24 protein-coding genes are annotated in these 23,810 nt (G+C 72.4%); 17 read left to right on the forward strand and 7 right to left on the reverse strand.

Translation table 11 applies throughout. The features are described from left to right. Positions 1 to 75 precede the first annotated feature (75 nt). Both ABZO29_RS36015 and ABZO29_RS36020 read left to right on the forward strand, forming a co-directional pair. On the forward strand, positions 76 to 1,104 hold the full coding sequence (locus ABZO29_RS36015; RefSeq protein ID WP_367324387.1) for an ATP-binding cassette domain-containing protein: 1,029 nt from the start codon (positions 76 to 78) through the stop codon (positions 1,102 to 1,104). Then, positions 1,101 to 1,877: an ABC transporter permease gene (locus ABZO29_RS36020; RefSeq protein WP_367324388.1), complete on the forward strand. Its 777-nt coding sequence runs from the start codon at positions 1,101 to 1,103 to the stop codon at positions 1,875 to 1,877. The genes ABZO29_RS36015 and ABZO29_RS36020 overlap by 4 nt, the downstream gene beginning before the upstream one ends. Before the next feature lie 69 nt (positions 1,878 to 1,946). Here ABZO29_RS36020 and ABZO29_RS36025 read toward each other — a convergent pair whose 3' ends face one another. Both ABZO29_RS36025 and ABZO29_RS36030 read right to left on the reverse strand, forming a co-directional pair. Next, on the reverse strand, positions 1,947 to 2,792 hold the full coding sequence (locus tag ABZO29_RS36025) for a siderophore-interacting protein (RefSeq protein WP_367324389.1): 846 nt from the start codon (positions 2,790 to 2,792) through the stop codon (positions 1,947 to 1,949). Positions 2,793 to 2,940: 148 nt separating this feature from the next. Continuing rightward, positions 2,941 to 3,870 carry a 5'-3' exonuclease H3TH domain-containing protein gene (locus tag ABZO29_RS36030; protein ID WP_367326331.1) on the reverse strand — a complete coding sequence of 310 codons (930 nt, stop codon included), beginning with the start codon at positions 3,868 to 3,870 and terminating at the stop codon, positions 2,941 to 2,943. 550 nt (positions 3,871 to 4,420) lie between these two features. Between ABZO29_RS36030 and ABZO29_RS36035 the strand changes: the two genes are divergently transcribed. The 3 genes from ABZO29_RS36035 (at position 4,421) to ABZO29_RS36045 (ending at position 6,707) form a co-directional block, all read left to right on the forward strand. Then, on the forward strand, positions 4,421 to 4,990 hold the full coding sequence (locus ABZO29_RS36035) for a helix-turn-helix domain-containing protein (protein ID WP_367324390.1): 570 nt from the start codon (positions 4,421 to 4,423) through the stop codon (positions 4,988 to 4,990). Between the two features lie 17 nt (positions 4,991 to 5,007). Then, positions 5,008 to 5,727, forward strand: a complete 720-nt coding sequence (locus ABZO29_RS36040; protein WP_367326332.1) for a helical backbone metal receptor — start codon at positions 5,008 to 5,010, stop codon at positions 5,725 to 5,727. A gap of 65 nt (positions 5,728 to 5,792) precedes the next feature. Then, a complete protein-coding gene (locus tag ABZO29_RS36045; RefSeq protein ID WP_367324391.1) occupies positions 5,793 to 6,707 on the forward strand; it encodes a LysR family transcriptional regulator in 915 nt (304 codons plus the stop codon). 154 nt (positions 6,708 to 6,861) lie between these two features. Here the strand turns inward: ABZO29_RS36045 and ABZO29_RS36050 are convergent, their stop codons facing one another. Next, positions 6,862 to 7,560: a gamma-glutamyl-gamma-aminobutyrate hydrolase family protein gene (locus ABZO29_RS36050; protein ID WP_367324392.1), complete on the reverse strand. Its 699-nt coding sequence runs from the start codon at positions 7,558 to 7,560 to the stop codon at positions 6,862 to 6,864. 54 nt (positions 7,561 to 7,614) lie between these two features. After that, on the reverse strand, positions 7,615 to 8,349 hold the full coding sequence (locus ABZO29_RS36055) for a FadR/GntR family transcriptional regulator (protein ID WP_367324393.1): 735 nt from the start codon (positions 8,347 to 8,349) through the stop codon (positions 7,615 to 7,617). An 86-nt stretch (positions 8,350 to 8,435) separates the two neighbouring features. Between ABZO29_RS36055 and ABZO29_RS36060 the strand changes: the two genes are divergently transcribed. The 4 genes from ABZO29_RS36060 to ABZO29_RS36075 are packed head-to-tail and all read left to right on the forward strand — an operon-like array spanning position 8,436 to position 12,938. After that, the gene (locus ABZO29_RS36060) at positions 8,436 to 9,800 is read left to right on the forward strand and encodes a glutamine synthetase family protein (RefSeq protein ID WP_367324394.1); all 1,365 of its coding nucleotides are present in this window, start codon (positions 8,436 to 8,438) and stop codon (positions 9,798 to 9,800) included. A gap of 11 nt (positions 9,801 to 9,811) precedes the next feature. Further along, positions 9,812 to 11,203 carry an aldehyde dehydrogenase gene (locus ABZO29_RS36065; protein WP_367324395.1) on the forward strand — a complete coding sequence of 464 codons (1,392 nt, stop codon included), beginning with the start codon at positions 9,812 to 9,814 and terminating at the stop codon, positions 11,201 to 11,203. A 7-nt stretch (positions 11,204 to 11,210) separates the two neighbouring features. Then, positions 11,211 to 12,002, forward strand: a complete 792-nt coding sequence (locus ABZO29_RS36070; RefSeq protein ID WP_367324396.1) for a 3-oxoacyl-ACP reductase — start codon at positions 11,211 to 11,213, stop codon at positions 12,000 to 12,002. Positions 12,003 to 12,029: 27 nt separating this feature from the next. After that, positions 12,030 to 12,938: a DUF2510 domain-containing protein gene (locus ABZO29_RS36075; protein WP_367326333.1), complete on the forward strand. Its 909-nt coding sequence runs from the start codon at positions 12,030 to 12,032 to the stop codon at positions 12,936 to 12,938. Position 12,939: 1 nt separating this feature from the next. On the opposite strand, the gene ABZO29_RS36080 is transcribed toward ABZO29_RS36075, so the two are convergent. After that, positions 12,940 to 14,142 carry an amino acid deaminase/aldolase gene (locus ABZO29_RS36080; protein ID WP_367324397.1) on the reverse strand — a complete coding sequence of 401 codons (1,203 nt, stop codon included), beginning with the start codon at positions 14,140 to 14,142 and terminating at the stop codon, positions 12,940 to 12,942. Positions 14,143 to 14,420: 278 nt separating this feature from the next. Here ABZO29_RS36080 and ABZO29_RS36085 point away from each other — a divergent pair, with 278 nt between their 5' ends. Next, a complete protein-coding gene (locus tag ABZO29_RS36085; RefSeq protein WP_367324398.1) occupies positions 14,421 to 16,052 on the forward strand; it encodes a hypothetical protein in 1,632 nt (543 codons plus the stop codon). Further along, positions 16,049 to 17,227, forward strand: coding sequence for a type VII secretion-associated serine protease mycosin (mycP, locus tag ABZO29_RS36090; RefSeq protein WP_367324399.1), 1,179 nt, complete (start codon positions 16,049 to 16,051; stop codon positions 17,225 to 17,227). Before ABZO29_RS36085 ends, mycP begins: the two co-directional genes overlap by 4 nt. 48 nt (positions 17,228 to 17,275) lie before the next feature. Here mycP and ABZO29_RS36095 read toward each other — a convergent pair whose 3' ends face one another. Further along, the gene (locus ABZO29_RS36095; protein WP_367324400.1) at positions 17,276 to 18,298 is read right to left on the reverse strand and encodes a serine hydrolase; all 1,023 of its coding nucleotides are present in this window, start codon (positions 18,296 to 18,298) and stop codon (positions 17,276 to 17,278) included. A gap of 149 nt (positions 18,299 to 18,447) precedes the next feature. Between ABZO29_RS36095 and ABZO29_RS36100 the strand changes: the two genes are divergently transcribed. Beyond that, positions 18,448 to 19,179 (forward strand): SseB family protein, encoded by a 732-nt coding sequence (locus ABZO29_RS36100; protein WP_367324401.1) that lies wholly within the window; start codon positions 18,448 to 18,450, stop codon positions 19,177 to 19,179. 119 nt (positions 19,180 to 19,298) lie between these two features. On the opposite strand, the gene ABZO29_RS36105 is transcribed toward ABZO29_RS36100, so the two are convergent. Continuing rightward, positions 19,299 to 19,661, reverse strand: coding sequence for a DUF1844 domain-containing protein (locus ABZO29_RS36105; RefSeq protein ID WP_367324402.1), 363 nt, complete (start codon positions 19,659 to 19,661; stop codon positions 19,299 to 19,301). Between the two features lie 367 nt (positions 19,662 to 20,028). On the opposite strand from ABZO29_RS36105, the gene infC reads away from it, so the two are divergent. The 5 genes from infC (at position 20,029) to ABZO29_RS36130 (ending at position 23,755) form a co-directional block, all read left to right on the forward strand. Next, positions 20,029 to 20,685 carry a translation initiation factor IF-3 gene (gene infC, locus ABZO29_RS36110; protein ID WP_367326334.1) on the forward strand — a complete coding sequence of 219 codons (657 nt, stop codon included), beginning with the start codon at positions 20,029 to 20,031 and terminating at the stop codon, positions 20,683 to 20,685. 108 nt (positions 20,686 to 20,793) lie between these two features. Next, positions 20,794 to 20,988: a 50S ribosomal protein L35 gene (gene rpmI, locus ABZO29_RS36115; protein WP_004933563.1), complete on the forward strand. Its 195-nt coding sequence runs from the start codon at positions 20,794 to 20,796 to the stop codon at positions 20,986 to 20,988. 98 nt (positions 20,989 to 21,086) lie between these two features. Continuing rightward, the gene (gene rplT, locus ABZO29_RS36120) at positions 21,087 to 21,470 is read left to right on the forward strand and encodes a 50S ribosomal protein L20 (protein WP_196463978.1); all 384 of its coding nucleotides are present in this window, start codon (positions 21,087 to 21,089) and stop codon (positions 21,468 to 21,470) included. Positions 21,471 to 21,700: 230 nt separating this feature from the next. Beyond that, positions 21,701 to 22,564 carry a TrmH family RNA methyltransferase gene (locus ABZO29_RS36125; protein WP_367324403.1) on the forward strand — a complete coding sequence of 288 codons (864 nt, stop codon included), beginning with the start codon at positions 21,701 to 21,703 and terminating at the stop codon, positions 22,562 to 22,564. A 54-nt stretch (positions 22,565 to 22,618) separates the two neighbouring features. Then, the gene (locus ABZO29_RS36130; protein ID WP_367324404.1) at positions 22,619 to 23,755 is read left to right on the forward strand and encodes an ATP-binding protein; all 1,137 of its coding nucleotides are present in this window, start codon (positions 22,619 to 22,621) and stop codon (positions 23,753 to 23,755) included. Positions 23,756 to 23,810 lie beyond the last annotated feature (55 nt).

Consider the following 23,810-nt stretch of genomic DNA (forward strand, 5'->3'; position numbering starts at 1 on the left):
GCGGCACACCCAGGATAGCCCGGTGCTCCTCACGCGGATCAGTCGTCGTTTCCGCTCACACAGGAGAGCACCGTCATGAGCACTACCCGTGCGCCCGCGGTCGAGGCGCGTCAACTGACCAAGACCTACCCCGGTGACATCACCGCCCTGAACGGCATGGACGTCACCGTCGAGACCGGCACCGTCTTCGGCCTCCTCGGTCCCAACGGCGCCGGCAAGTCCACCACCGTCAAGATCCTCACCACCCTGGCCCGCCCCGATTCCGGAACGGCCACGGTCGCCGGGCACGACGTGCTGCGCCACCCGGACCGGGTGCGGCGCGCGATCGGCGTCGTCGCCCAGAACTCCGGTGCCGACCCCGTCGCCACCGGCCGCGAGAATCTCCAACTCCAGGGCAGGCTCTACGGCTTGAAGGGTGCCGCCCTCAACAGGCGGGTGGCCGAGCTCCTCGAGCGGTTCACCCTCACCGAAGCCGCCCGGCGCCCGGTCAAGGGCTACTCCGGCGGTATGCGGCGCCGCCTCGACGTGGCCCTCGGCCTGGTGCACCGTCCCGAAGTGCTCTTCCTCGACGAGCCCACCACCGGCCTCGACCCGGAGGCGCGCACCGCGATGTGGGACGAGATCGGCCGCCTCGCCGGCGAGGAGGGCCTCACCATCCTGCTCACCACGCACTACCTCGAGGAGGCCGACCGGCTCGCCGAGCGCATCGCCATCGTCGACCGCGGCCGGGTCGTCGTGGCGGGATCCCCCGACGCCCTCAAGGGCGAACTTCGCGGCGACGCCGTCCATGTGGAGCTGCGCGAGACGCTCCACGAGGCCGGCCGGACGCTGCTCGGCGGTGCCCTGCGCGGGCTGCCCGGCGTGCACGAGGTGCTGTTCGACGGCCGCCGTGTCAGCGCCCGGGCCGAGGACGGGGCCACCGCCCTGCCCGCCCTGCTCGGCACCCTGGAGCGGGCCGGCGTCGGTGTCGCCACCGCGACCGTCGCCCGTCCCTCCCTCGACGACGTCTACCTGCGTTACGCGGGCCGCCGTTACGCCGAGGCGGACACCGAGGCACGGAACGCCGACACCCCCGCCCTCGCCGTCGCGGGAGGTGCGCGATGAGCACGGCCGTCACCCAGACCTGGTACATGACGCAACGTCAACTCATGGTGTTCGCACGGCAGCCCGCCTACGCGGTCATCACCCTGATCCAGCCGGTGATCTGGCTGTTCCTGTTCGGCCAGCTCTTCAGGAAGGTCGTGGAGCTCGGCGGTTTCGGCACCACGTCCTACCTCGACTACCTCGTGCCGGGCGTGGTGGTGATGAGCGCGCTCAGCTCCAACATGTGGGCCGGCATGGGCACGCTGGAGGAGATCCAGCGCGGCACGCTCAACCGCTTCCTGACCACACCCGTCGGCCGGGCCGCCCTGATGAACGGCAACGTCGTGTACAACGGCCTGGTCACCGCGGGGCAGTCGGTGATCATCGTGCTGCTCGGGCGGCTGGGCGGCGCCGACTACCCGGGCGGTGCCGGCGGCATCGTGATCCTGGTCGTGGCGTCGGTGCTGCTGGGCACGGTCTTCGGGGCGCTGTCCAACGCCCTCGGCATGCTGGTGCGGGAGCGGGAGTCGATCATCGGCATCAACACCTTCCTGCTGCTGCCGCTGACGTTCCTGTCCAGTGCCTTCATGGCGCCGTCCCAGATGCCCGGCTGGATACGGCACGCCGCCGACTTCAACCCGCTGAACTGGGCCATGGTGGCGGGCCGTTCCGCCATGTCCGGCCGGCCCGACTGGGGTGACGTGCTCAGCCGGGGCGGTGCGCTGCTGGCGCTCGCGGTGGCGGCGGTGTGGCTGTCGACGCGGACGTTCCGGTCGTACCAGCGGGCGGTGTGAGGGAGGCCCAGCAGCGGCCGGTGCGGAAAGGCGGCCCGCACGACACGCGCGGGCCGCCTCGACCGTCGTTCACGCGGCGGGCGCCGCACCCTCCTGCTCCGCCTCCACGCGTGCGTTCCAGTCCCGCTTCGACGCCTGCCACCCGTCCTCGTTGTGGCCCAGCCGCCAGTAGCCGGAGATCGACAGGTCCTCGCGCGGGATCTCGACGTCGCACCGCAGCAACTGGCGCAGCTCCTTCACGAAGTGCGCCTCGCCGTGGACGAAGGCGTGCACCCGGCCCTCCGGGAACTCCAGTGCCCGTACGGCCTCGACCAGTGCCTCACCGATGGGCCGGTCGCCGCGGTGCAGCCAGACGACCTCCACGTCGGAGTCGATCTTCTGCTCCTCCTCGGGCCCGGCGACCTCCACGAAAGCGTGCGCCACCGCCCCGGAGGGCAGCGACTCGAGGGCGCGGGCGATCGCGGGCAGCGCGCTCTCGTCACCGGCCAGCAGATGCCAGTCCGCGCTCAGGTCGGGGGCGTAGGCGCCGCCGGGCCCCATGAAACGGACGGTCTCGCCCGGCTGGACGCGCGCCGCCCACGGCCCTGCAAGGCCCTCGTCGCCGTGGATCACGAAGTCCAGGCTCAGTTCACGGTGCTCGGGGTCCCAGGCGCGCACGGTGTACGTCCGGGTCACGGGCCAGTGCTCCCGGGGGAACTCGGCACGGATCCGCTCCAGGTCGAACGGCTCCGGATAGGTCACGCCCTCCGGGCCGAACAGCAGCTTCACATAGTGGTCGGTGCACGTGTCGGCCGAGAACCCGGCCAGACTCTCGCCGCCGAGCACCACGCGCTGCATGTGCGGGGTCAGCCGTTCGGTGCGGACGACCCGCGCGGAATGGGGCTTCCTCGGCTTCCGTGCCGGACGTTCTCCCATGACGGGCCTCCCAATTCCATGGTTAGGTTTACCTAAGTTAGCACCCCCGCCGTGCCTGACGCCGCCCTCAGGAGACGTTTGCGAACCCTTTGAAAAGAGGATGACTTCCGGGCGTCGGGGATGTCATTCCTCCCAGCAGGAACAATGATTACGCGGACAGTGTGGCCAGCAGCCGCCGCAGCGACCCGCCCAGCCCCCAGCGGACCGCCAGCCCGTCCAGCGCCGCCGGGTCGCGCGGCGCGTGCGGCAGCGCCGTGTCCACGTCCGGCAGCGGGACGTCGTCGGCGACCCGGACGACCGTCGGTGCCACCGCCACGTACGGCCGCGCCTCGTCGAGCCGCTTGCGCTGCGCCGGCGAGAGCTTCGCCTTCGGGTCGTCGACCGCCGCCATGATTCCGGCGAGGTCGCCGAACTCCGCCAGCAGCTTGGCCGCCGTCTTCTCGCCGATGCCGGGCACGCCCGGCAGGCCGTCGCTCGGGTCGCCGCGCAGCAGCGCCAGATCCGCGTACCCACGGCCGTCGACCCCATACTTCTCGCGCAGCACCGCCTCGTCGGTGACCTGCAGCGTGCCCACGCCCTTCAGCGGGTACAGCACACGAACCCCGCGTGCGTCGTCCACCAGCTGGTACAGGTCGCGGTCGCCGGTGACGATGTCGACCGGACCCTGTGCCCGGGCGGTGAACGTGCCGATCACGTCGTCCGCCTCGTACCCCTCGACCCCCACGCGCGCGATGCCGAGCGCGTCCAGAACGTCCTCGATCACCGGCACCTGCGGCGAGAGCGTGTCCGGGACCTCCTCCTCGTCCGGCCCCACCTCGTGCACCTCGGCCACCCGGTGCGACTTGTAGGAGGGGATCAGCTGGACCCGCCACTTCGGACGCCAGTCGGCGTCCATGCACGCCACCAGCTGGTCCGGCTGGTGGTCCCTGACCAGGCGGTCGATGAATTCCAGCAGCCCGCGTACGGCGTTCACCGGGGTGCCGTCCGGCGCCTTCACGGACTCCGGGACGCCGAAGTAGGCGCGGAAGTAGAGCGAGGCGGTGTCGAGAAGCATGAGTCGTCCGGTCACGCCACGCATCATGCCGTACGGCGTCGGCCGTCACTCTTCGGGCGGGAAGCCGACGCAGGACCTGAGACATCCTTCTACGAAAAGGATCCGGCCAACCACACAGAGCTACCTCATGTCCCGAGCTTGCGGCAGTCCACGGTCATGGAGCGGAACCCGGTGGCCACCACCCGGCACCCTGCGCGGGTGCCCGCCAACTCGCTGCCCCGACCAGGCCATTCGGGCCCGCGGAAGGTGTGGGAACATCGCCGATCGCGCGCGCATTGAACGGTAGCGGGAGGCTCTCGTGATGAGCGAGGGTCAGTGCCCGCACCCTTGGCTCCGCGGGCCGGTAGGTTCGTCCCGACGGAGGAATGCGCTTCCGGCATGTCGGAGCAGGTGATCCACTGGCGCGAACTGTGGGGTCGGGCCCCACGCCGTGTGGCGTCGATGTGACGGGCGCATGAAACGGTTTGCAGAACATGCGTAGGGTGCAGAGAACTCATCAGGAGGAGTGCGCGCCGGCCGGGCGGCGCACAGACAGCGGACCGCGGACCGTCGGGCGAAGGAGGGAGCCGGAGCGATGGGCGACCACAAAGAACAGCCCCTGCGGGTGGGCGCGGCCGTGCGGCGGCGCCGCCGGGCCCTGGAGCTCACCCTCGCGGTCGTCGCCGAGCGCAGCGGCCTGTCGGTCCCCTTCCTGAGCCAGGTCGAGAACGACCGCGCGCGCCCCAGCCGCAGCTCCCTCGAAAAGGTCGCCGACGCCCTGCGCACCACCGCGGTCGAACTGCTCGCCGCCGCAGACCCGGCATGCAGCGTCGACGTCGTCCGCGCCGAGGACCCGGAGACGGGGCCCGAGCCCCGGTCCCGCTCCCTGGTGCGCGGTCACCATCAGATGCACGCCTCGGAGTTCACCGGCGACCACGACGCAGGCCGTGAATTCCAGTACCGCAACGACCAGTTGATGTACGTCGCCGACGGCGGCGTGGAGATCGAGGCGGAGGGCCGCGCCTACCGGCTCGGCCGCGGCGACACGCTGTACCTCACGGGCGGGGTCCGCCACCGCTGGCGCGCGACCGTGCCGGACACCCGGGTGGTGATCGTCGCGGTGGCGGAGCACATCGAGGCCGTACGGGACCGCCGGCGGCGGTGAGAGGACCGGCAGCGGTGGTGCGTGTCGTCGCCCTCGTCCCCTCCCTGACCGAGGCCGTGGCCACGACGTTGCCCGGCGCCCTCGTCGGGGCCACGGACTGGTGCACCCACCCGGCGGACCTCGACGTCGTCCGCGTCGGCGGCACCAAGAACCCCAAGCTCGAACGGATCGTCTCGCTCGCTCCCGACCTGGTGATCGCCAACGAGGAGGAGAACCGCGAGCCGGACCTGACCGCCCTGCGTGGGGCGGGCATCGAGGTGCTGGTGACCGAGGTGCGTACCGTGCCGCAGGCCTTCGGTGAACTGGCGCGGGTGCTGGAGGCGTGCGGGGCGGCGGCCCGTCCGCGCTGGCTGGACGAGGCCGAGGAGACCTGGTCGGCTCTCGAGGAACCGCAGTCCCGCAGGACGGCGGTCGTACCCGTCTGGCGCCGGCCGTGGATGGTGCTGGGCCGGGACACCTTCGCGGGCGACGTCCTCGCCCGCCTGGGCGTCGACCACCTGTACGCGCACCACGCCGACCGCTACCCGAGGATCCCGCTGGACGAGCTCCGCGCGGCCGCCCCGGACCTGGCGGTCCTCCCGGACGAGCCCTACCGCTTCTCGCCGGACGACGGCCCGGAGGCCTTCCCCGGCCTGCCCTGCGCACTCGTGAGCGGACGGCACCTGACGTGGTACGGCCCCTCACTGACCGAGGCGCCACGGGTGCTCGGCGAGGCACTGCGTGCGGCGCACCGCTGACCGGCCCGCGCACGGTGAGGGCATAAGCTGGGGTTATGGGTAGCGCGGAGGTGCGGGCAGGGGCGATGGATGTGTCTCGGCCGGCCGGTGGTTCCCTCGCGCACCGGGTGCCGGATCTCGGGGCACTGGAACTGCTGCTGGCGGTGGCGCGGCTGGGCAGTCTCGGCGGGGCTGCCCGGGAGCTCGGGATCACCCAGCCCGCCGCCAGCAGCCGGATCCGCTCGATGGAACGCCAGCTGGGAGTCGCACTGGTGGATCGCTCGCCCCGTGGCTCCCGGCTCACCGACGCCGGTGCGCTGGTGACGGACTGGGCGCGGCGGGTCGTGGAGGCGGCGGAGGCCTTCGACGCGGGGGCGCAGGCGCTGCGGCACCGCAGGGACTCCCGTCTCCGTGTCGCGGCGAGCATGACCATCGCGGAGTACCTGCTGCCCGGCTGGCTCCTGGCGCTGCGCGCCCAGCGGCCGGACACGGCGGTGTCGCTGCTCGCGGGCAACTCGGCGGCGGTGGCGGAGCGGTTGCTGGCGGACGAGGCGGACCTGGGCTTCGTGGAGGGGCTGACGGTGCCGACGGGGCTGGACTCCGCGGTCATCGCCCACGACCGTCTGATCGTCGTCGCGGCGCCGGCACATGCCTGGGCGCGGCGGCGGCGTGCGCTCGCGGCGTCGGAGCTGGCGGCGACGGCCTTGATCCTGCGTGAGAAGGGCTCCGGCACGCGGCAGGTTCTGGACGCGGCGCTGGGCGGCCTGGCCCGTCCGCTGATCGAGCTCTCCTCCACGACCGCGGTGAAGGCGGCGGCGGTGAGCGGAGCGGGGCCGGCGGTGCTGAGTGAGCTGGCCGTGGGGGAGGAGCTGGCGATGCGGCGTCTGGTGAGGATCCCGGTGGAGGACGTGTCACTGGCGCGGGACCTGCGGGCGGTATGGCCCACGGGGCATCGGCCGACGGGACCGGCGAGAGACCTGCTGTCGCTGACGCGGGGGTAGGGGGCGCGGGTGGTGGCCCGGGGAAGGATTTCGCCCCCGCCGTCCTACTGGTCCCATCCCCAGGGGCTCCGCCCCTTCGATCCCGCCAGGGGGCTCCGCCTCTTGGCCCCCCGGGCCTATGTCCACCCACCACCCGACTCGGTTGGCTGAGAGGTCACCCACCCGCCGCCCGCACCAGCGCCCGCATCACCCGCACGTCCTCGCCCATCTCCGGATGCCACTGCACCCCGAGCACCCACCCGGCGGCCCCGTCCTGCTGCGGCAGCTCGACCGCCTCCACCGTCCCGTCCTCCGCGTGTGCCGATGCGATCAGACCCGTGCCGAGGCGGTCCACCGCCTGGTGGTGGTACGTCGGCACGGCCGCCTGCTCCGGGACGGCATCCGCGTACCGCGTGCCCGGCACCGGCTTGACCGGATGCCGGCCGAAGACGCCCACCACGTCCGCGTGCCCGCCGATGTGCTGGACCAGCGTGCCGCCGAGGGCGACGTTCAGCAGCTGCATGCCCCGGCAGATGCCCAGCAGCGGCACGCGCGCGTCCAGCGCCGCCTCGATCAGGGCCAGCTCCCAGGCGTCCCGCTCGCGTGCCGGCGGCCCTGTCCGCGGGTCGGGCTCGGCGCCGTAGCGGACCGGCTCGACGTCCGGGCCGCCCGCGATCACCAGGCCGTCCAGCCGGGCCACCGTCGCCGCCGCCTGCGCAGGGTCGTCCGGCGGCAGCATCGCGGCCAGCCCGCCCGCCCGCTGCACGAGCCGCGGGTACCCGGCCGGCAGCAGCGCGGCGTCCAGCTCCCACACGCCCCAGCGCGCCCCGGCCTCCAGGTACGTACTGACACCGATCAGCGGCCTGCCCGCCATGTGACCTCCCGCCCGCTCAATGGACTGCTCTGAAACCTTTGTTCGTACCCATTCTCACGCCAGGAACCCCCTCAGCAGCGCCGCCGTCCCCGCACAGTGCTCACGCATCATCTCCCGCGCCCCGTCCGCGTCCCCGTCAAGCACCGCCTCGACCAGCGCGACGTGCTGGCGCTGCGAGTGCTCCAGGTTCCGTACGAGCAGCGGGATGCAGTCCAGCAGGTCGTTCACTGTCGCCCGTACCGCCGCGTACCGCGCGGTCAGCGACGGCGATCCGCACAGTTCGGCCAGCGTGAGGTGAAGCATCGTGTCCAGGCGGCGGTACTCCGCCAGCGGCGCCTCGTGCGTGCGGGCCAGCGCCTCGCGCAGCCGCCGCGCCTGCTCGTCGGTCAGTCCGTGCGCCGCGCACAGCCCGGCCGCGCCCACCTCCAGCACCTCCCGGAAGCGCAGGACGTCCTCGATGTCGACCTCGGCGATCCGGCGGCGCAACTCGTCCTCGCCGCCCGCGTCCGTACGGGGCAGCACGAACGTCCCGCCGTACCGCCCCCTGCGGGACTCGACGAGACCCTGGTCCTGGAGCACCTTCAGTACTTCGCGCAGCGTCACACGGCTGATCCCGAGCCGCTCCGCGAGCTCCCGCTCGGCCGGAAGCCGCTCCCCGCCCGGCACCAGCCCGAGCCGCACGACCTGGAGGATCTGCTCGAGTGCCTCTTCGAAGCCGTTGCCCGCCCGCACCGGCCGCAGTACCGGCGTCAGGCGGTCGTCCGGACCGCCGTTCGTGTCCACCGACATGTGGCCGTGCCCCCTTCCCAAGCAATGGTTCTCGGCAATACCTTATGGCTCCCGGCTGTATTGAAGAAGCCGAAGGAGGCTTTCCCGTGGCAGACCGCACACCCCCGCTCGGCGTCGAGGAGCTGCACGCCCTCGTCGCGAGCGGAGAGATCGACACTGTGGTCCTGGCCTTCCCCGACATGCAGGGGCGGCTCCAGGGCAAGCGGTTCGCCGCCCGGTTCTTCCTCGACGAGGTCCTCCACCACGGCACCGAGGGCTGCAACTACCTCCTCGCCGTCGACGCCGACATGAACACCGTCGACGGCTACGCGATGTCCTCCTGGGAGCGCGGCTACGGAGACTTCGCCATGCACCCGGACCTGTCCACCCTGCGCCGCGTGCCGTGGAACGCCGGCACGGCCATGCTCGTCGCCGACCTCGCCTGGAACGACGGATCGCCCGTGGCCGCCGCTCCCCGGCAGATCCTGCGCCGCCAGCTCCAGCGCCTCGCCGAGCACGGCTTCACCGCCCAGGTCGGCACGGAGCTCGAGTTCATCGTCTTCAAGGACACCTACGAGCAGGCCTGGGACGCCAACTACCGGGGGCTCACTCCGGTCAACCAGTACAACATCGACTACTCGGTCCTCGGCACCGGGCGGATCGAGCCCCTGCTCCGGCGGATCCGCAACGAGATGGCCGGCGCCGGCCTCACCGTCGAGTCCGCCAAGGGCGAGTGCAACCCCGGCCAGCACGAGATCGCCTTCCGCTACGACGAGGCTCTCGTCACCTGCGACCAGCACGCCATCTACAAGACCGGCGCCAAGGAGATCGCCGCCCAGGAGGGCGTCTCCCTGACCTTCATGGCCAAGTACAACGAGCGCGAGGGCAACTCCTGCCACATCCACCTCTCGCTCGCGGACACCGCAGGCAACAACGCCATGGCGGGTGAAGGCGAGGGCGGCATGTCGGAGGTCATGCGGCACTTCCTCGCCGGCCAGCTGGCCGCGCTCCGCGACTTCTCGCTCCTGTACGCCCCCAACATCAACTCCTACAAGCGGTTCCAGAAGGGCTCCTTCGCCCCGACAGCCGTCGCGTGGGGCTACGACAACCGCACCTGCGCCCTCCGAGTCGTCGGCCACGGCCGTTCCCTGCGCTTCGAGAACCGGCTGCCCGGCGGCGACGTGAATCCGCATCTGGCCGTGGCCGGACTGGTGGCGGCCGGGCTGTACGGCATCGAGCAGAAACTGGAGCTGCCCGAGGCCTGTCCCGGCAACGCCTACACCGCCGAGTACGAGCACGTGCCCACCACGCTCCGCGAGGCCGCCGAACTTTGGGAGAACAGCCCGATCGCCCAGGCCGCCTTCGGCGACGAGGTCGTCGCGCACTACCGCAACATGGCGCGCGTCGAACTGGACGCCTTCGACGCGGCGGTCACCGACTGGGAGCTGCGCCGCTCCTTCGAACGCATGTGAAAGGCCCTTCCTTGTCCAACGAGTCGATCGAGCAGTCCTACGGGCGTGAGCTCCAGGTCCTCAACCCGGCCACCGAGGAGGTCGTCGCCACCGTCCCCGCCGCCACCGCGACCGACGTGGACGCCGCCGTCGTACGGGCCGCGCAGGCGCAGACCCGGTGGGCGGCCCTGCCGCCCGCGGACCGGGCGCGGCTGCTGCGCCGGTTCGCGCTCACGGTCGACGAACACCTCGAAGAGCTGGCGCGGCTGGAGGTCCGCGAGGCCGGGCACACCGTCGGCAACGCCCGCTGGGAGGCGGGCAACGTCCGTGACCTGCTCGACTACGCGGCCGGCGGGGTGGAGCGGCTGACCGGCCGCCAGATCCCGGTGCCGGGCGGCCTGGACGTCACGATCCTCGAACCGCTCGGAGTCGTGGGCGTGATCGCGCCCTGGAACTTCCCCATGCCGATCGCGGCCTGGGCCACCGCCCCGGCGCTCGCGGCGGGCAACGCGGTCCTGCTCAAGCCCGCCGAGACGACCCCGCTGACGGCCCTGCGGATGGCCGAACTCGCGCTGGACGCCGGGCTGCCCGAGGGACTCTTCCAGGTGCTGCCCGGTCACGGCCCCGTCGCCGGCAACGCACTCGTCGAGCACCCCGGCGTCGCAAAGATCGTCTTCACCGGGTCGACGGCCGTGGGCAAACAGGTGTTGGCAAAGGGCTCGGCCCTCCTCAAGCGCGTCACTCTCGAACTCGGCGGCAAGAGCCCCAACATCGTCTTCGCGGACGCCGACCTCGAGGCCGCCGCGGCCGCCGCGCCCATGTCCTTCCTCGACAACTCCGGTCAGGACTGCTGCGCCCGCACCCGGATCCTCGTCCAGCGCACCGCGTACGACCGCTTCCTCGACCTCCTCGCCCCCGCGATCGAGTCCGTCCTCGTCGGCGATCCCGCGGACGAGCGGACGCAGATGGGCCCGCTGATCTCCAAGGTCCAGCTGGAGCGCGTCCGTTCGTACGTCGGCACCGACGCCCCCGGCATCCGGGGCAAGGCCCCCGAAGGCCCCGGCTTCTGGTTCCCGCCCACCGTCCTCACCGGCGTCGACCCGCACGCGCGCGTGGCCGTCGAGGAGGTCTTCGGGCCGGTCGCCGTCGTCCTGCCCTTCGACGACGAGGCGGACGCGATCCGGCTCGCCAACGCCACCGACTACGGCCTCTCCGGGTCCATCTGGACGCGGGACGTGGGCCGCGCACTGCGGGTGTCGGGCGCCGTCCGCGCCGGCAACCTGTCCGTCAACTCCCACTCCAGCGTCCGCTACTGGACCCCCTTCGGCGGCTTCAAGCAGTCCGGCATCGGCCGCGAGCTCGGCCCGGACGCCCTGGCCGCCTTCACCGAAACCAAGAACGTCTTCATCAGCACGGAGGCCTGAGCCCCTCATGACCGACAAGACCGAAGAGAGCATCTGCCGCCGCCTGGTGGGCCGTACGGCCGTCGTCACCGGAGCCGGCAGCGGGATCGGCCTCGCCACCGCCCGCCGGCTCGCCTCCGAGGGCGCGCACGTCGTCTGCGCCGACGTCGACGAGCAGCGCGGCAAGGCAGCCGCCGAGGAGGTCGGCGGGATCTTCGTGAAGGTCGACGTCACCGACGCCGAACAGGTGGAAGCCCTGTTCAGGACCGCGTACGACACCTACGGCAGCGTCGACATCGCCTTCAACAACGCGGGCATCTCCCCGCCCGACGACGACTCCATCCTGGAGACCGGACTGGAGGCATGGAAGCGCGTCCAGGAGGTCAACCTCACCTCCGTCTACCTGTGCTGCAAGACCGCCATCCCGTACATGCGGCGGCAGGGCAAGGGCTCCATCATCAACACGGCCTCCTTCGTGGCCAGGATGGGCGCGGCGACCTCGCAGATCTCGTACACGGCCTCCAAGGGCGGTGTCCTGGCCATGTCCCGCGAACTGGGTGTCCAGTTCGCCCGCGAGGGCATCCGCGTCAACGCCCTGTGCCCGGGGCCGGTCAACACCCCGCTTCTGCAGGAGCTGTTCGCGAAGGACCCGGAGCGGGCCGCGCGCCGGCTCGTCCACATCCCGCTCGGCCGGTTCGCCGAGGCCGACGAGATCGCCGCCGCCGTCGCCTTCCTGGCCAGCGACGACTCCTCCTTCGTCAACGCCACCGACTTCCTGGTCGACGGCGGGATTTCGGGTGCATACGTCACACCCCTGTAGGGCTCGTCCTACAGTGCCGGAATGAGCTTGACGCCTCCGCCGGGCTGGTACCGCGACCCGTCCGCCCCACACCTGGAGCGCTGGTGGGACGGCACGGTCTGGACCGGGCACCGGCGCACCCCCGGCGAACCGCCCGGACCCCCGTCGCCGTCGGCCGACGGGGGCTCCGCCCGCGCGAAGGCCGTCGCCCTCACCGCCGCCGGGGCCGTCCTCGTGGCGGCGATCGTGACGGGAGCCGTCTTCCTCCGCGACGGCGACGGTTCGGAGGCGAACGCGGTACCGACCGCCGCGACTTCCGCGCCGGCGCAGACGAGCGAGACTCCGTCGCCGTCGGCGTCCGCCTCCGAACCCTCCGCCGACGACCCGTCCGTCGTGGTCGACGAACTCAACGGCATCACCCTGCCGTTGCTCGACGGCTGGGTCAGGCCCGAGTACGTCGCCCAGCCCGACGTCGTCATGACCACGGACGGCACCTACGACTGCCCCGGCGACCCGGGTGTGTGCCGGCACGGCCTGGTCATCTCCCGCACGGTGACGGGTGACGCCGGGGCCTCCCCCCGGGCCCTCGCCGAGGCGGACATCACCGATGCCGCCGACGACGCCTACGACCGGGACCTCGTCGGCGCACGCCCCTACGGTGGCATCGAGTCCCACCAGGTCGTGGCGTCCGGTCAGGTCGCCGTCGCCGGACGTGCCGGGTACTACGTGCGCTGGCGCGTGAGGACGGCCGAGGGGCCGGGCGGCTACGTCCAGTCGCTGGTGTTCCCCTCCAGCGTCGGCACCGAGTCTCCGATCGTCGTCCGCTACGTCTTCGACGCGGGCGAGGACGGACCGCCGCCGGCCGACATGGACCGGATCACCAAGGGGATCCGGCCGGTCGGCGACGCGGACACGGGGGGCGGTGTGGGCAGCGGCATCGGCCCGTCCGGGCAGTGACCTACAGGAACGTGTGTCCCTCGCCCCGGTATGTCGGCACGGTCGCCGTCACCGAGTCGCCCTCCACCAGATGCAGCACCTCGAACCGCTCGCACAGCTCACCGGCCTTGGCGTGCCGGAACCACACCTTGTCGCCGATGAGCAGGTCGTCGGCCGGGGAGCCGAGCAGCGGGGTCTGCACCTCGCCGGGTCCCTCCTGCGGGTCGTAGCGCAGCCCCTCCGGCAGATACGGCACGGGCAGCCGGTCGCGCCCCGCCGCGCCCGACGCCGGATATCCGCCGCCCAGCACCGTCACGACACCCACCCCCGGCCGCCGTACGACGGGCTGGGCGAACAGGGCGGCCGGACGCCCGCTGAACGACGTGTAGTTGTCGAAGAGCCGAGGGACGTACAGCCCGGACCCGGCCGCGATCTCGGTGACCGCGTCCTCCGCGGCGGTGTGCTGCACACTTCCGGTGCCGCCGCCGTTGACATACTCCAGGTCCGGTACGACGGCCCGGACCGCCCGCACGACCGCGGCCCGCCGCTCGGTCAGTTCACGTCGCGCGGTGGCCTGCATCAGGCGCACGGCGCGCGAGCGCAGCGGCCGCCCGGCGACGGCGTCACCGACACCGGCGATGTGCCCCTCGTACGCCATGATCCCCACGACCTTGAACCCCGGCCGCCGGGCCACCGCCCGTGCCAGGTCGGCGACTTGGGTGGGGGAGTGCAACGGCGAGCGCCGCGCCCCCACTCGAACCCGGCCGCCGAGCAGCTTCAGCGCGGTGTCCAACTCCAGGCAGACGCGCACGACTTCGCGCCCACCGCCGCGTGCGGCGTCGATGAGGTCGAGCTGGGCGACGTCGTCGACCATGACGGTGACCGCGGCGGCGAGCTTGGGATCGCCGGCCAGTTCGGCGAAACCGGCCCGGTCCGCCGACGGATAGGCGAGGAGCACGTCGTCGAACCCCGACCGCGCCAGCCACAGGGATTCGGCGAGGGTGAAGGACATGATGCCCGCGAAGCCGTCCTTCGCCAGGACGCGTTCCAGCAGGGCGCGGCAGCGTACGGACTTGCTGGCGACGCGGATCGGCTTGCCGCCCGCGCGGCGGACGAGATCGTCCGCGTTGGCGTCGAAGGCGTCCAGGTCGACGATGGCGAGAGGGGCGTCGAGATGAGCGGTGGCCCGGTCGTAACGGGCCCGGTCGGCGGCGCGCGCAGTCATGAACGAAGCCTGCCAGACAGGATTACCGCAGGGTAGGGGGACGTTCCGGGCAGATGCCCCGTGGTCGCGGACTGGTTCCCGCTCGCCCGGCAACAAGACGTAGAGTGACGCGCACGCACGGAGGAACGCCCGGTCGTACGCCCGAGCCGGGGTGCCGGTCCGCCCGTGCGGGTATGCGTGCCGGGTACGGACCGCTTCGCTCCGGGCCGCCGGGGCACGCCGGTCACGACGGCCCGCGCACGACGAGAACAGCCCGGGCACGAGGGAACGGGGGGTGCATGAGCACCGAAGCGCGCCGCGCCTCCATCCCCCCACGCCCCGGCACGCCCCCGCGACCGACCCAGCCGCCGACGAACGCCGGCCGACCCGCCCCGGAAGCCCCGCGCACCCCGGAGGACCCCCCGGCGGCACCTCCGACCGGCGCGGATCCGGCGGGCACCCCCACCCCGCCCCGCGGCCCGCGGACACCCGCGGACACCCGGGGCGCCCTGCCGGGCACCCGTTCCGCGCCGCGCACGAGGGCCTGGTCGCCCTGGGACCGGCCCGACGTCGGTGCGGTCTTCTCAGCCGGCCGGGACACCGACGAGGCCGGCTCCGGTGATCGGGACAGCGGCGCGGCCCGCTCCGAGTCCGGTTCGTCGTCCTCCGCGCCCCGCTTCCCGAGCCCGCGGGCCACACCCCCGCGGCCCGCGGCCCCCACGACGCCGCCCCCGCCGCCGGCCTCGGCGCGCTTTCCGGACGCCCCGCCGACGACCGGCCACGACGACGGCGAGGTGCGGCGCGAGGGTGCCACGACGCCCGAGTCGGCGACGGAGGGCGCAAAGGTGCGCGGTAACGCCGGGGCCGGCCCGTCGGGCATAGCCGGCAAGCCCGTGGCGGGCGGTATACCGCCACGGCCGTTCCACCGTCCCGGCGTACCGACCCGCCCCGCCGGCGCACCCGTCGAGACCACGTCGGAGACCACCGCACGCCTGCGCCCCGTCCCCAAGGACCCCACCGCAGAACCGGACACCGGGGGCGCCGCCTTCGCCCCCGACCCGGCCCTCTCCTGGAGCGCCATGACGCCGGGCGGGAGCCTCGGTGCCGGGCGACCCGTCGTGCATCTCGGGGAGCCCGAGGTGTACGACGACCGTGCGCGGCCCAGACCGCTGGGCGGGCGACTGCGGGCGCGTACCGCCGTGGCGGCCGCGTGTGCCGTACTCGGTCTGGGGCTCATCGGCGGGGCCGTGACCGGGAGTTGGCTCGTCGGGGACTCCGGCGAGGGCGCCGAGCAGAGCGCCTACACCGCCGCCGGGAGCCTGTGGCACAGCGTCCCGGTCGACCGGCTGTTCCCGCCCACCGTGGACGGACAGGGCGCGGGCCCCGGCGGCGCGGACCGCACATGGACGCGGATCGCCGTCGCGCCGGACGCCGGCTGCACGAACGCCTTCGACCCGCTCCTGCGCCAGGTCCTCGCCCCCGTCGGCTGCGACCGCCTCCTGCGTGCCACCTACACCGACGCCACACAGAGCTACGTCACCACCGTCGGCATGCTCTTCACCACCGCTGACGCGGCCGGTATGCGTTCCCTGGCCGCCAGGTTCGAGAAGGAGGGCCTCGCGAGCCGTACGGACCTGATGCCCCGCCCCTACGCCGCCAAGGACACCGTCGCCGCCGCGTTCGGCGACAAGCAGCGGGCCTCCTGGAGCATCTCCGTTCTCACCGACGCCCCCGTCGTCGTCTACGCCGTCTCCGGCTGGGCCGACGGCCGCACCGTCGACATCCCGCAGCCCGCCGAGCAGGCCACGCAGTCCGGCGCCACCACGGCCCCCGGTCAGGCCGGCCTCGGCAACGAGGCACAGGGCCTCGCCGACCGCATCGAGCGGAGCCTGCGCAGGACCGCCACCTCGCCCACGGAGCAGCCCTCATGAGCAGCCGTACGACGCACCGGGCCGCGCTCCTCGGCTGTCTCCTCGCCGCATCTCTCTCCGTCCTGCCCACCACCCCCGCGCACGCCGACGGCATACGCGGCCAGCAGTGGGCCCTGGACGCCATGCACACCCAGGAGGCCTGGCGGACCACCAAGGGCAAGGGCATCACCGTCGCCGTCCTGGACACCGGCGTCGAGGCCGACCACCCCGACCTCGAGGGGAACGTCCTCACCGGCAAGGACATGGTCGGCTTCGGCGCGAAGCCCGGTGACCGCGCCTGGGCCCGCCACGGCACCGCGATGGCCGGCATCATCGCGGGGCACGGACACGGCTACGGCGACGCGGACGGCGTCATGGGCATCGCGCCGGAAGCCAGGATCCTCCCCGTCCGCGTGATCCTCGAGGACGGCGACCCGGCCCGCGCCGAGGCCCGCCGCACCCGCGGCAACGCCCTTGCCGAGGGGATCCGCTGGGCCGCCGACCAGGGTGCCGACGTCATCAACCTCTCGCTGGGCGACGACTCCGCCTCCGCGCATCCCGAGCCCGCCGAGGACGAGGCCGTCCAGTACGCCCTGAAGAAGGGCGCCGTCGTCGTCGCCTCGGCCGGCAACGGCGGCGAGAAGGGCGACCACATCTCCTACCCGGCCGCCTACCCGGGTGTCATCGCCGTCACCGCCGTCGACAAGTACGGCACCCGCGCCTCCTTCTCCACCCGCCGCTGGTACGCCACGGTGAGCGCCCCCGGCGACGACGTCGTCATCGCCGATCCGGACCACAAGTACTACGAGGGCTGGGGCACCAGCGCCGCCTCCGCCTTCGTCTCCGGTGCCGTGGCCCTCGTCAAGGCCGCCCACCCGGGCCTGACCCCGGCTCAGATCAAGGAGCTCCTGGAGGACACCGCGCGGAACGCACCGTCCGGCGGCCGCGACGACTCCCGCGGCTTCGGCTTCGTCGACCCCGCCGCCGCCATCAAGGCCGCCGCCCGCATCGAACCGGAAGGCCTGCGGTCCGCGTCCTACGGCGAGAAGTACTTCGGCTCCGGCCCCGACGCCGCCGAGTCGGACGACGACACGTCGAGCTGGGCGGGTCCGCTGGCGGGCAGCATCGGGGGCGTGCTGCTGGTGGTGGCGGTCGTGGTGTGGCGCGGGCGCCGTGAGGACCACGCCGGCTTCTGACCGGACGCGAGCCGGGCGGGCTTCGGCCGGCCCTTGGAGCCCGAGCCTCTAGGAGACCGACGCGGAGGCAGACGCGCTTGCCGACGGGCTGTCCCCGGTGAAGACCGACACCGCCGCCTTCGCAGCCGCCTCCGCCAGCGAGATTCCCTTCGCCTGTGTCGTGCTGCCCTTGGAGAGCACGGCCACCAGACAGTCGTGACCGCCTGCCGTCACGCGCCCGATGCTGTTGATGTCCCACAGGCCGGTCGTACTACGAGGCAGCCAGCCGTTCTTCAGCGCCCACGCGGAGCCGTCCGCGGCGGCCGAGACACCCCAGCGCTGGCCGTCGGCTATCCGCCCCATCAGCCCCTGAAGGTACGTCCGCGAGGCCTCGCTCAGCTCCGAGTCCTCCCCGAACACCTGCTGGAGCAGCGTGAGCTGGTCGGCGGCCGTGGTCTGGGTCAGCCCCCACAGCATGTCGTCGCCGCCCTCGGTGCCGGTGAGCCCGAACCGCTCGTTCGCGGCCTCGAGCCCCTTCGCCTTCCCGATCGTCCGCCACAGCGCCGACGCGGCCGCGTTGTCGCTGTTCTCGATCATCGCGGCTGCGTACGACTTCTCGGCGGCCGTGAGGTGCCGGCCCGCGTCCTGGGCCTGGAGCAGCAGCGTCGCCAGGATGTCCACCTTGACGATGCTCGCCGTGTCGAAGACGCCGTCGCCGTGGGAGGCGCTGTCGCCGGAGTCCACGTCGAGCACGGCCACGGAAACCTCCGCCCCGTCCTCCACGGTCACGGCGCGCATGGCCGCGGCCAGCAGTTTCCCGTAGTCCGTCACAGGCTCTGCCACAGGCTCCACCGACTCCTCCCCGTCCGCCGAGGCCGAGGCCGAGGCCGATGACGACGGCGAGGCCGACGGCGTCGCCGCCGACGATACGGTCTGCGCACCGGAGTGCGCCTGCGCCTTCACGTACACGGTCCCCGCCGCCGTGGCCCCGACGACGGCCACGGAGGCGAGTGCGGTGGAAAGGAGGGCGCGGCGTCGGAAGGGTCGGAAGGGACGAGCACGGCGGCTGCGACGGGCTCTGCGAGACTCCATGCCCGTGATGCTCGGGGGGTCGACTGTGCGTGCCGTTAGACGGACGTTAGATGTGTGTCAGGGAAATCTGAGATTCCCGTGAGGCCTGTGTCCCCCCGGTTTCGGGGGCCGCACAAGCCCAGCAGCATCCCCTCGATAGGGTCGGGACCGTGGCGAACAAGAACATTCCCGACCCGGGCTTCTCCGACGACGACGGCTCCGCCGACCCCCGGCTGAGCGCCGCCCTCGCGGCCTGGGCCGAGGACCGCACCGCCGTGGAGCCCCTCCTGGAGGCGCTCAAGGGCGCCCGGCTGCTCGTCCCCGTCGTGGCCGTGCTCGGTGAGGTCGAGGAGGACGAGAACGGGCTGCGCCGCGAGAAGACCAGCGACATGGCCGTACCGACCCTGAAGGCGGGGAACCGCACGGCCCTGCCCGCCTTCACGTCCACCGACTCGCTGGCCCGCTGGGACCCGGGGGCCCGCCCCGTCGCCGTACCCCTGCACCAGGCCCTGCAGGCCGCGGCGCACGAGAAGGCGGACACCATCGTGCTGGACATGGCGGGACCCGTGCCGTACGAGCTGACGGGACCGGCTCTGCTGGCCCTCGCCGAGGGCCGCACGACGACCGACCCGCTCGCCGACCCGGCCGTCGTCGAGGCGGTGCGCACCGCGGTGGCCGCCGAGCCCGCCGTGCTCCGCGCACACCTCGGGCCGGGACAGGCCGACGGCACCCTCGCCCTGGTTCTGGACCCGGCGGCCACCCCGGCCGAGGCGGCCCGTGCCGTCGCCGGGCGCCTCGCGGCCGACGAAACGCTCAGGGCCCGCCTGGTGCGCGGCCTCGACCTGGCACTGCTGCCGGCCGACGCGACGCCCCCCGGCGAGCCCTTGTACGTACGGGGATGAACTGTGCGGGTGACCTGGGGCCTGTCCGGCGGATCCTGCCGCAGACGCGGGGCCTGGCACGCCCATCCGCGCTGATCAGATGCCGCTGCTTCCCTGCGACTTGATACGCCGTACAGGCCCTAGCCGTAGACCGGCCCGGTGTACTTCTCGCCCGGGCCCTGGCCCGGGTCGTCCGGGACGATCGACGCCTCGCGGAAGGCCAGCTGGAGCGACTTCAGGCCGTCGCGCAGCGGGGCCGCGTGGAAGGAGCTGATCTCGGTCGCGCCGGCGTCCAGCAGGCCGGCCAGGGCGTGCACCAGCTTGCGGGCCTCGTCCAGGTCCTTGTGCTTCTCGCCCTCCTCCGTCAGACCGAGCTTCACGGCGGCGGCGCTCATCAGGTTGACCGCGACCGTCACGATCACCTCGACGGCGGGGACCTCGGCGATGTCGCGGGTCATCTCGTCGAAGTCGGGGCCCTCGGCGGACTCAGGGGTGTCACTCATGTCCCACACGATAGGCCCCGGTGCACGTCGGTTAGCACCACCCCCGGGTAGCTGCTAACCTTGTGTGACGACCGGCCGGACACAGCTGTGCTCGGCCCACAAGTGGAGGCTCCGATCTCCCACCTGGCCGTCCTCAGGGACGGCGGGTCACCCCGGTCAGGCGGCCACCATCGTTCCGTACGGACGATGGAGTCGCCCGAAAGCGCGCCCCGCGGATCACCGCGGCGGTTGCTCCGGTAGTGCGTTTGGAGCCCCGCCTGTGATCGTCCGGGGCATTTTTTGTGCTTCGGCGCGGTTAGGTCTAACGAACGAGAGACATACGCGGCTGTCCGCCAGACCGCCGTGTGGTGCTAACCGAGGAGGATCCATCAGCGCCGAGCCCCGCATCAACGACCGGATTCGCGTTCCCGAGGTGCGACTTGTCGGTCCCAGTGGCGAGCAGGTGGGCATCGTCCCGCTGGCGAAGGCACTGGAGCTTGCGCAGGAGTACGACCTGGACCTGGTCGAGGTCGCGGCGAACGCCCGTCCGCCCGTGTGCAAGCTCATGGACTACGGGAAGTTCAAGTACGAGTCGGCCATGAAGGCCCGTGAGGCGCGCAAGAACCAGGCGCACACGGTCATCAAGGAGATGAAGCTCCGGCCGAAGATCGACCCGCACGACTATGACACCAAGAAGGGTCACGTCGTCCGGTTCCTCAAGCAGGGCGACAAGGTCAAGATCACGATCATGTTCCGTGGTCGCGAGCAGTCCCGGCCCGAGCTGGGCTACCGGCTGCTGCAGCGGCTCGCGGAGGACGTCCAGGACCTCGGTTTCGTCGAGTCGAACCCGAAGCAGGACGGCCGCAACATGATCATGGTTCTCGGTCCGCACAAGAAGAAGACCGAGGCGATGGCCGAGGCCCGCCAGGCGCAGGAGGCCCGCAAGGCGTCCGCGAAGGCCAACCCCGGCAAGTCGCAGAACGCCGCGGACGCCGACAGCGTCGTGGACGCCGAGGCCCCTGCCGAGGCTTCCGCCGAGGCGTGATCCCGGGGGGCGCGAGTCCCCAGGACGTAACCGAAACAACGACGCTCCACCGTGCCCGGTTTTCGTGACCGGGCATCGGAGCGCCACCGACGAGGAGAGAACGGCGCTATGCCGAAGAACAAGTCGCACAGCGGTGCCAGCAAGCGCTTCAAGGTCACCGGCTCCGGCAAGGTGCTCCGTGAGCGCGCCGGCAAGCGCCACCTGCTCGAGCACAAGTCGTCCCGCGTGACGCGTCGCCTCACCGGCAACGCCGAGATGGCCCCGGGCGACGCCGCGAAGATCAAGAAGCTTCTCGGCAAGTGACACGGCGGCGCGTGAGCGTCGTGCGCAGTCAGGACCGGGACCCAATCGTTTCCGGGCCGTGTGAGTCCAACCGCGGCCCCGCTACAAGGAGTTAACAAGTGGCACGCGTCAAGCGGGCAGTCAACGCCCACAAGAAGCGCCGGGCGATCCTCGAGCAGGCCTCCGGCTACCGCGGTCAGCGTTCGCGTCTGTACCGCAAGGCCAAGGAGCAGGTCACCCACTCGCTGGTCTACAACTACAACGACCGCAAGAAGCGCAAGGGCGACTTCCGTCAGCTGTGGATCCAGCGCATCAACGCCGCTGCCCGCGCCAACGGCATCACGTACAACCGCTTCATCCAGGGTCTGAAGGCCGCGAACATCGAGGTCGACCGCAAGATCCTCGCCGAGCTGGCCGTCAACGACGCGACCGCGTTCGCCGCGCTCGTCGAGGCCGCGCAGAAGGCCCTCCCGGCGGACGTCAACGCCCCGAAGGCCGCGTGACGCTGCGCTGGCTTCGGCCGACGTGACTGAAGGACCCGCAGGCTGCGGAGGCCTGCGGGTCCTGCTGCGTCCGCGCAGCGCAGCGGCACCCCGCAAGCGCGGGGGAGCGAAACATGCGCGGCGCCAGTAACACGCTGCGCGTCGTTTTCCCCGGGTTCGGCACCGCCGAATACCGCCGCCCAGGCTGAGCGCCGTTGCGGCGGAGAAGTCGTCTGAAGGTGAACCAGTAGATGCCCCCCGCCAGCCCCGACCTCATCTCCCCCCGCTCCCCCCGCGTCTCCGCCGCCCGGCGGCTGGCCAGGCGGAACTTCCGGGGCAAGGAGCGGCTGTTTCTCGCGGAGGGGCCGCAGGCCGTGCGGGAGGCGGCGGGGCATCGCGGGAACGACGGCACCGCGACCCTCGTCGAACTGTTCGCCACCCCCGACGCCGCGGAGCGCTACGCCGACATCATCGGTGACGCCCGCGACGCCGGCGCCCGCGTCCACCTCGCCGCCGAGCAGGTCATCGCCGACATCTCGACGACCGTCACCCCGCAGGGGCTGGTCGGGATCTGCCGGTTCCTCGACACACCCTTCGACGCCGTCCTCGACGCCCGCCCCAAGCTCGTCGCGGTGCTCGCCAACGTGCGCGACCCCGGGAACGCCGGCACCGTCCTGCGCTGCGCCGACGCCGCGGGCGCCGAGGCCGTCGTACTGACCGACGCTTCCGTCGACCTGTACAACCCCAAGGCCGTGCGCGCCTCCGTCGGCTCGCTCTTCCACCTGCCCGTCGCCGTCGGCGTCCCCGTCGAGCGGGCCGTCGAAGGGCTCAAGCACACCGGCGTACGCATCCTCGCCGCCGACGGCGCGGGCGACCGGGACCTCGACGACGAGCTCGACAAGGGGACCATGGGCGGGCCGACCGCCTGGGTGTTCGGAAACGAGGCCTGGGGGCTCCCGGAGGAGACCCGTGCCCTGGCCGACGCCGTCGTGCGCGTGCCGATCCACGGAAGGGCCGAGAGCCTGAACCTCGCCACCGCGGCTGCCGTATGTCTCTATGCGTCCGCCCGTGCACAGCGCGCCTCCGGAGGGTGCCGCTCCGTCACGGAGAGCTAGTAGGGTGACCAGCTCGGGGGCCCACTGGAACGGTCTGAGGGGTGGGGTACGGGGATGAGCGTCGGCACCAGCAGCGCACCGGGCGCGCGGGACGGGCGCCGGCCGTCCGTGTCCGGGGCCGGCGATCCCGCCGAGTTCGGTATCGATCCCGACGAGCTGCCCGACGGCCTGGTCGTGGCCGACGAGCACGGCAACGTCATCTGCTTCAACGCCGCCGCCGCGCGCATCACCGACGTCCCCGCCGCCGACGCCCTCGGGCAGCGCCTGGAGAAGGCCCTGCCGTTAGAGGACCTGGAGGGGCGGCGCTGGTGGCCGCTGACCGACCCCTACGGAGGGCTCGCCATCCGGGCGCGCCAGCCCGAGCGGAACCTGCTGCTCCCGGGCGGGCGCGAGGTCCTGGTGTCCGCGCGGTACGTCCGTACCGAGCCCACCGGCCCAGTCAGCCGCGTCGTCGTCTCCCTGCGCGACACCGAGGCCCGCCGCCGGACCGAACGCAGCCACGCCGAGCTGATAGCGACGGTGGCCCACGAGCTGCGCTCGCCCCTCACCTCCGTGAAGGGCTTCACCGCCACGCTCCTCGCCAAGTGGGAACGGTTCACCGACGACCAGAAGCGGCTCATGCTGGAGACGGTCGACGCCGACGCCGACCGCGTCACCCGGCTCATCGCCGAGCTGCTCGACATCTCACGGATCGACTCCGGGCGGCTGGAGGTGCGCCGGCAGCCCGTCGACATCGGGGCCGCCGTCGGACGGCACATCCAGGCCTACGTCGCCGCCGGGCAGCCCGCCGACCGGTTCCTGCTGCGTCTGGAACAGCCGCTGCCGGCCCTGTGGGCCGACCCCGACAAGATCGACCAGGTGCTCAGCAACCTGCTGGAAAATGCAGTGCGCCACGGTGAGGGAACCGTCACGATTGACGTCACGCCCTCGGCGTCCCCCCGCGAAGGGGAGGACACCGGTACGTCGGTCACGGTGAGCGACGAGGGCCCCGGCATCCCGGAGGAGTCCATGAACCGCGTCTTCACCCGCTTCTGGCGGGGCAGCAAGCGCGGTGGCACCGGCCTCGGGCTCTACATCGTCAAGGGCATCGTCGAGGCCCACGGCGGCACCATCACGGTCGGCCGCGCCCCCCAGGGCGGCGCCGAGTTCCGATTTACGTTGCCCGTGAGCGCTCCGGCATATCTCGCCTGAGCAGCCCGCGGGCGCATTCGCCTGTCTCAACCCCGTTAGACTCGGCCTTTGGCAC

Origin of the sequence: Streptomyces sp. HUAS ZL42, assembly GCF_040782645.1 — a bacterium.
Taxonomy (GTDB): domain Bacteria; phylum Actinomycetota; class Actinomycetes; order Streptomycetales; family Streptomycetaceae; genus Streptomyces.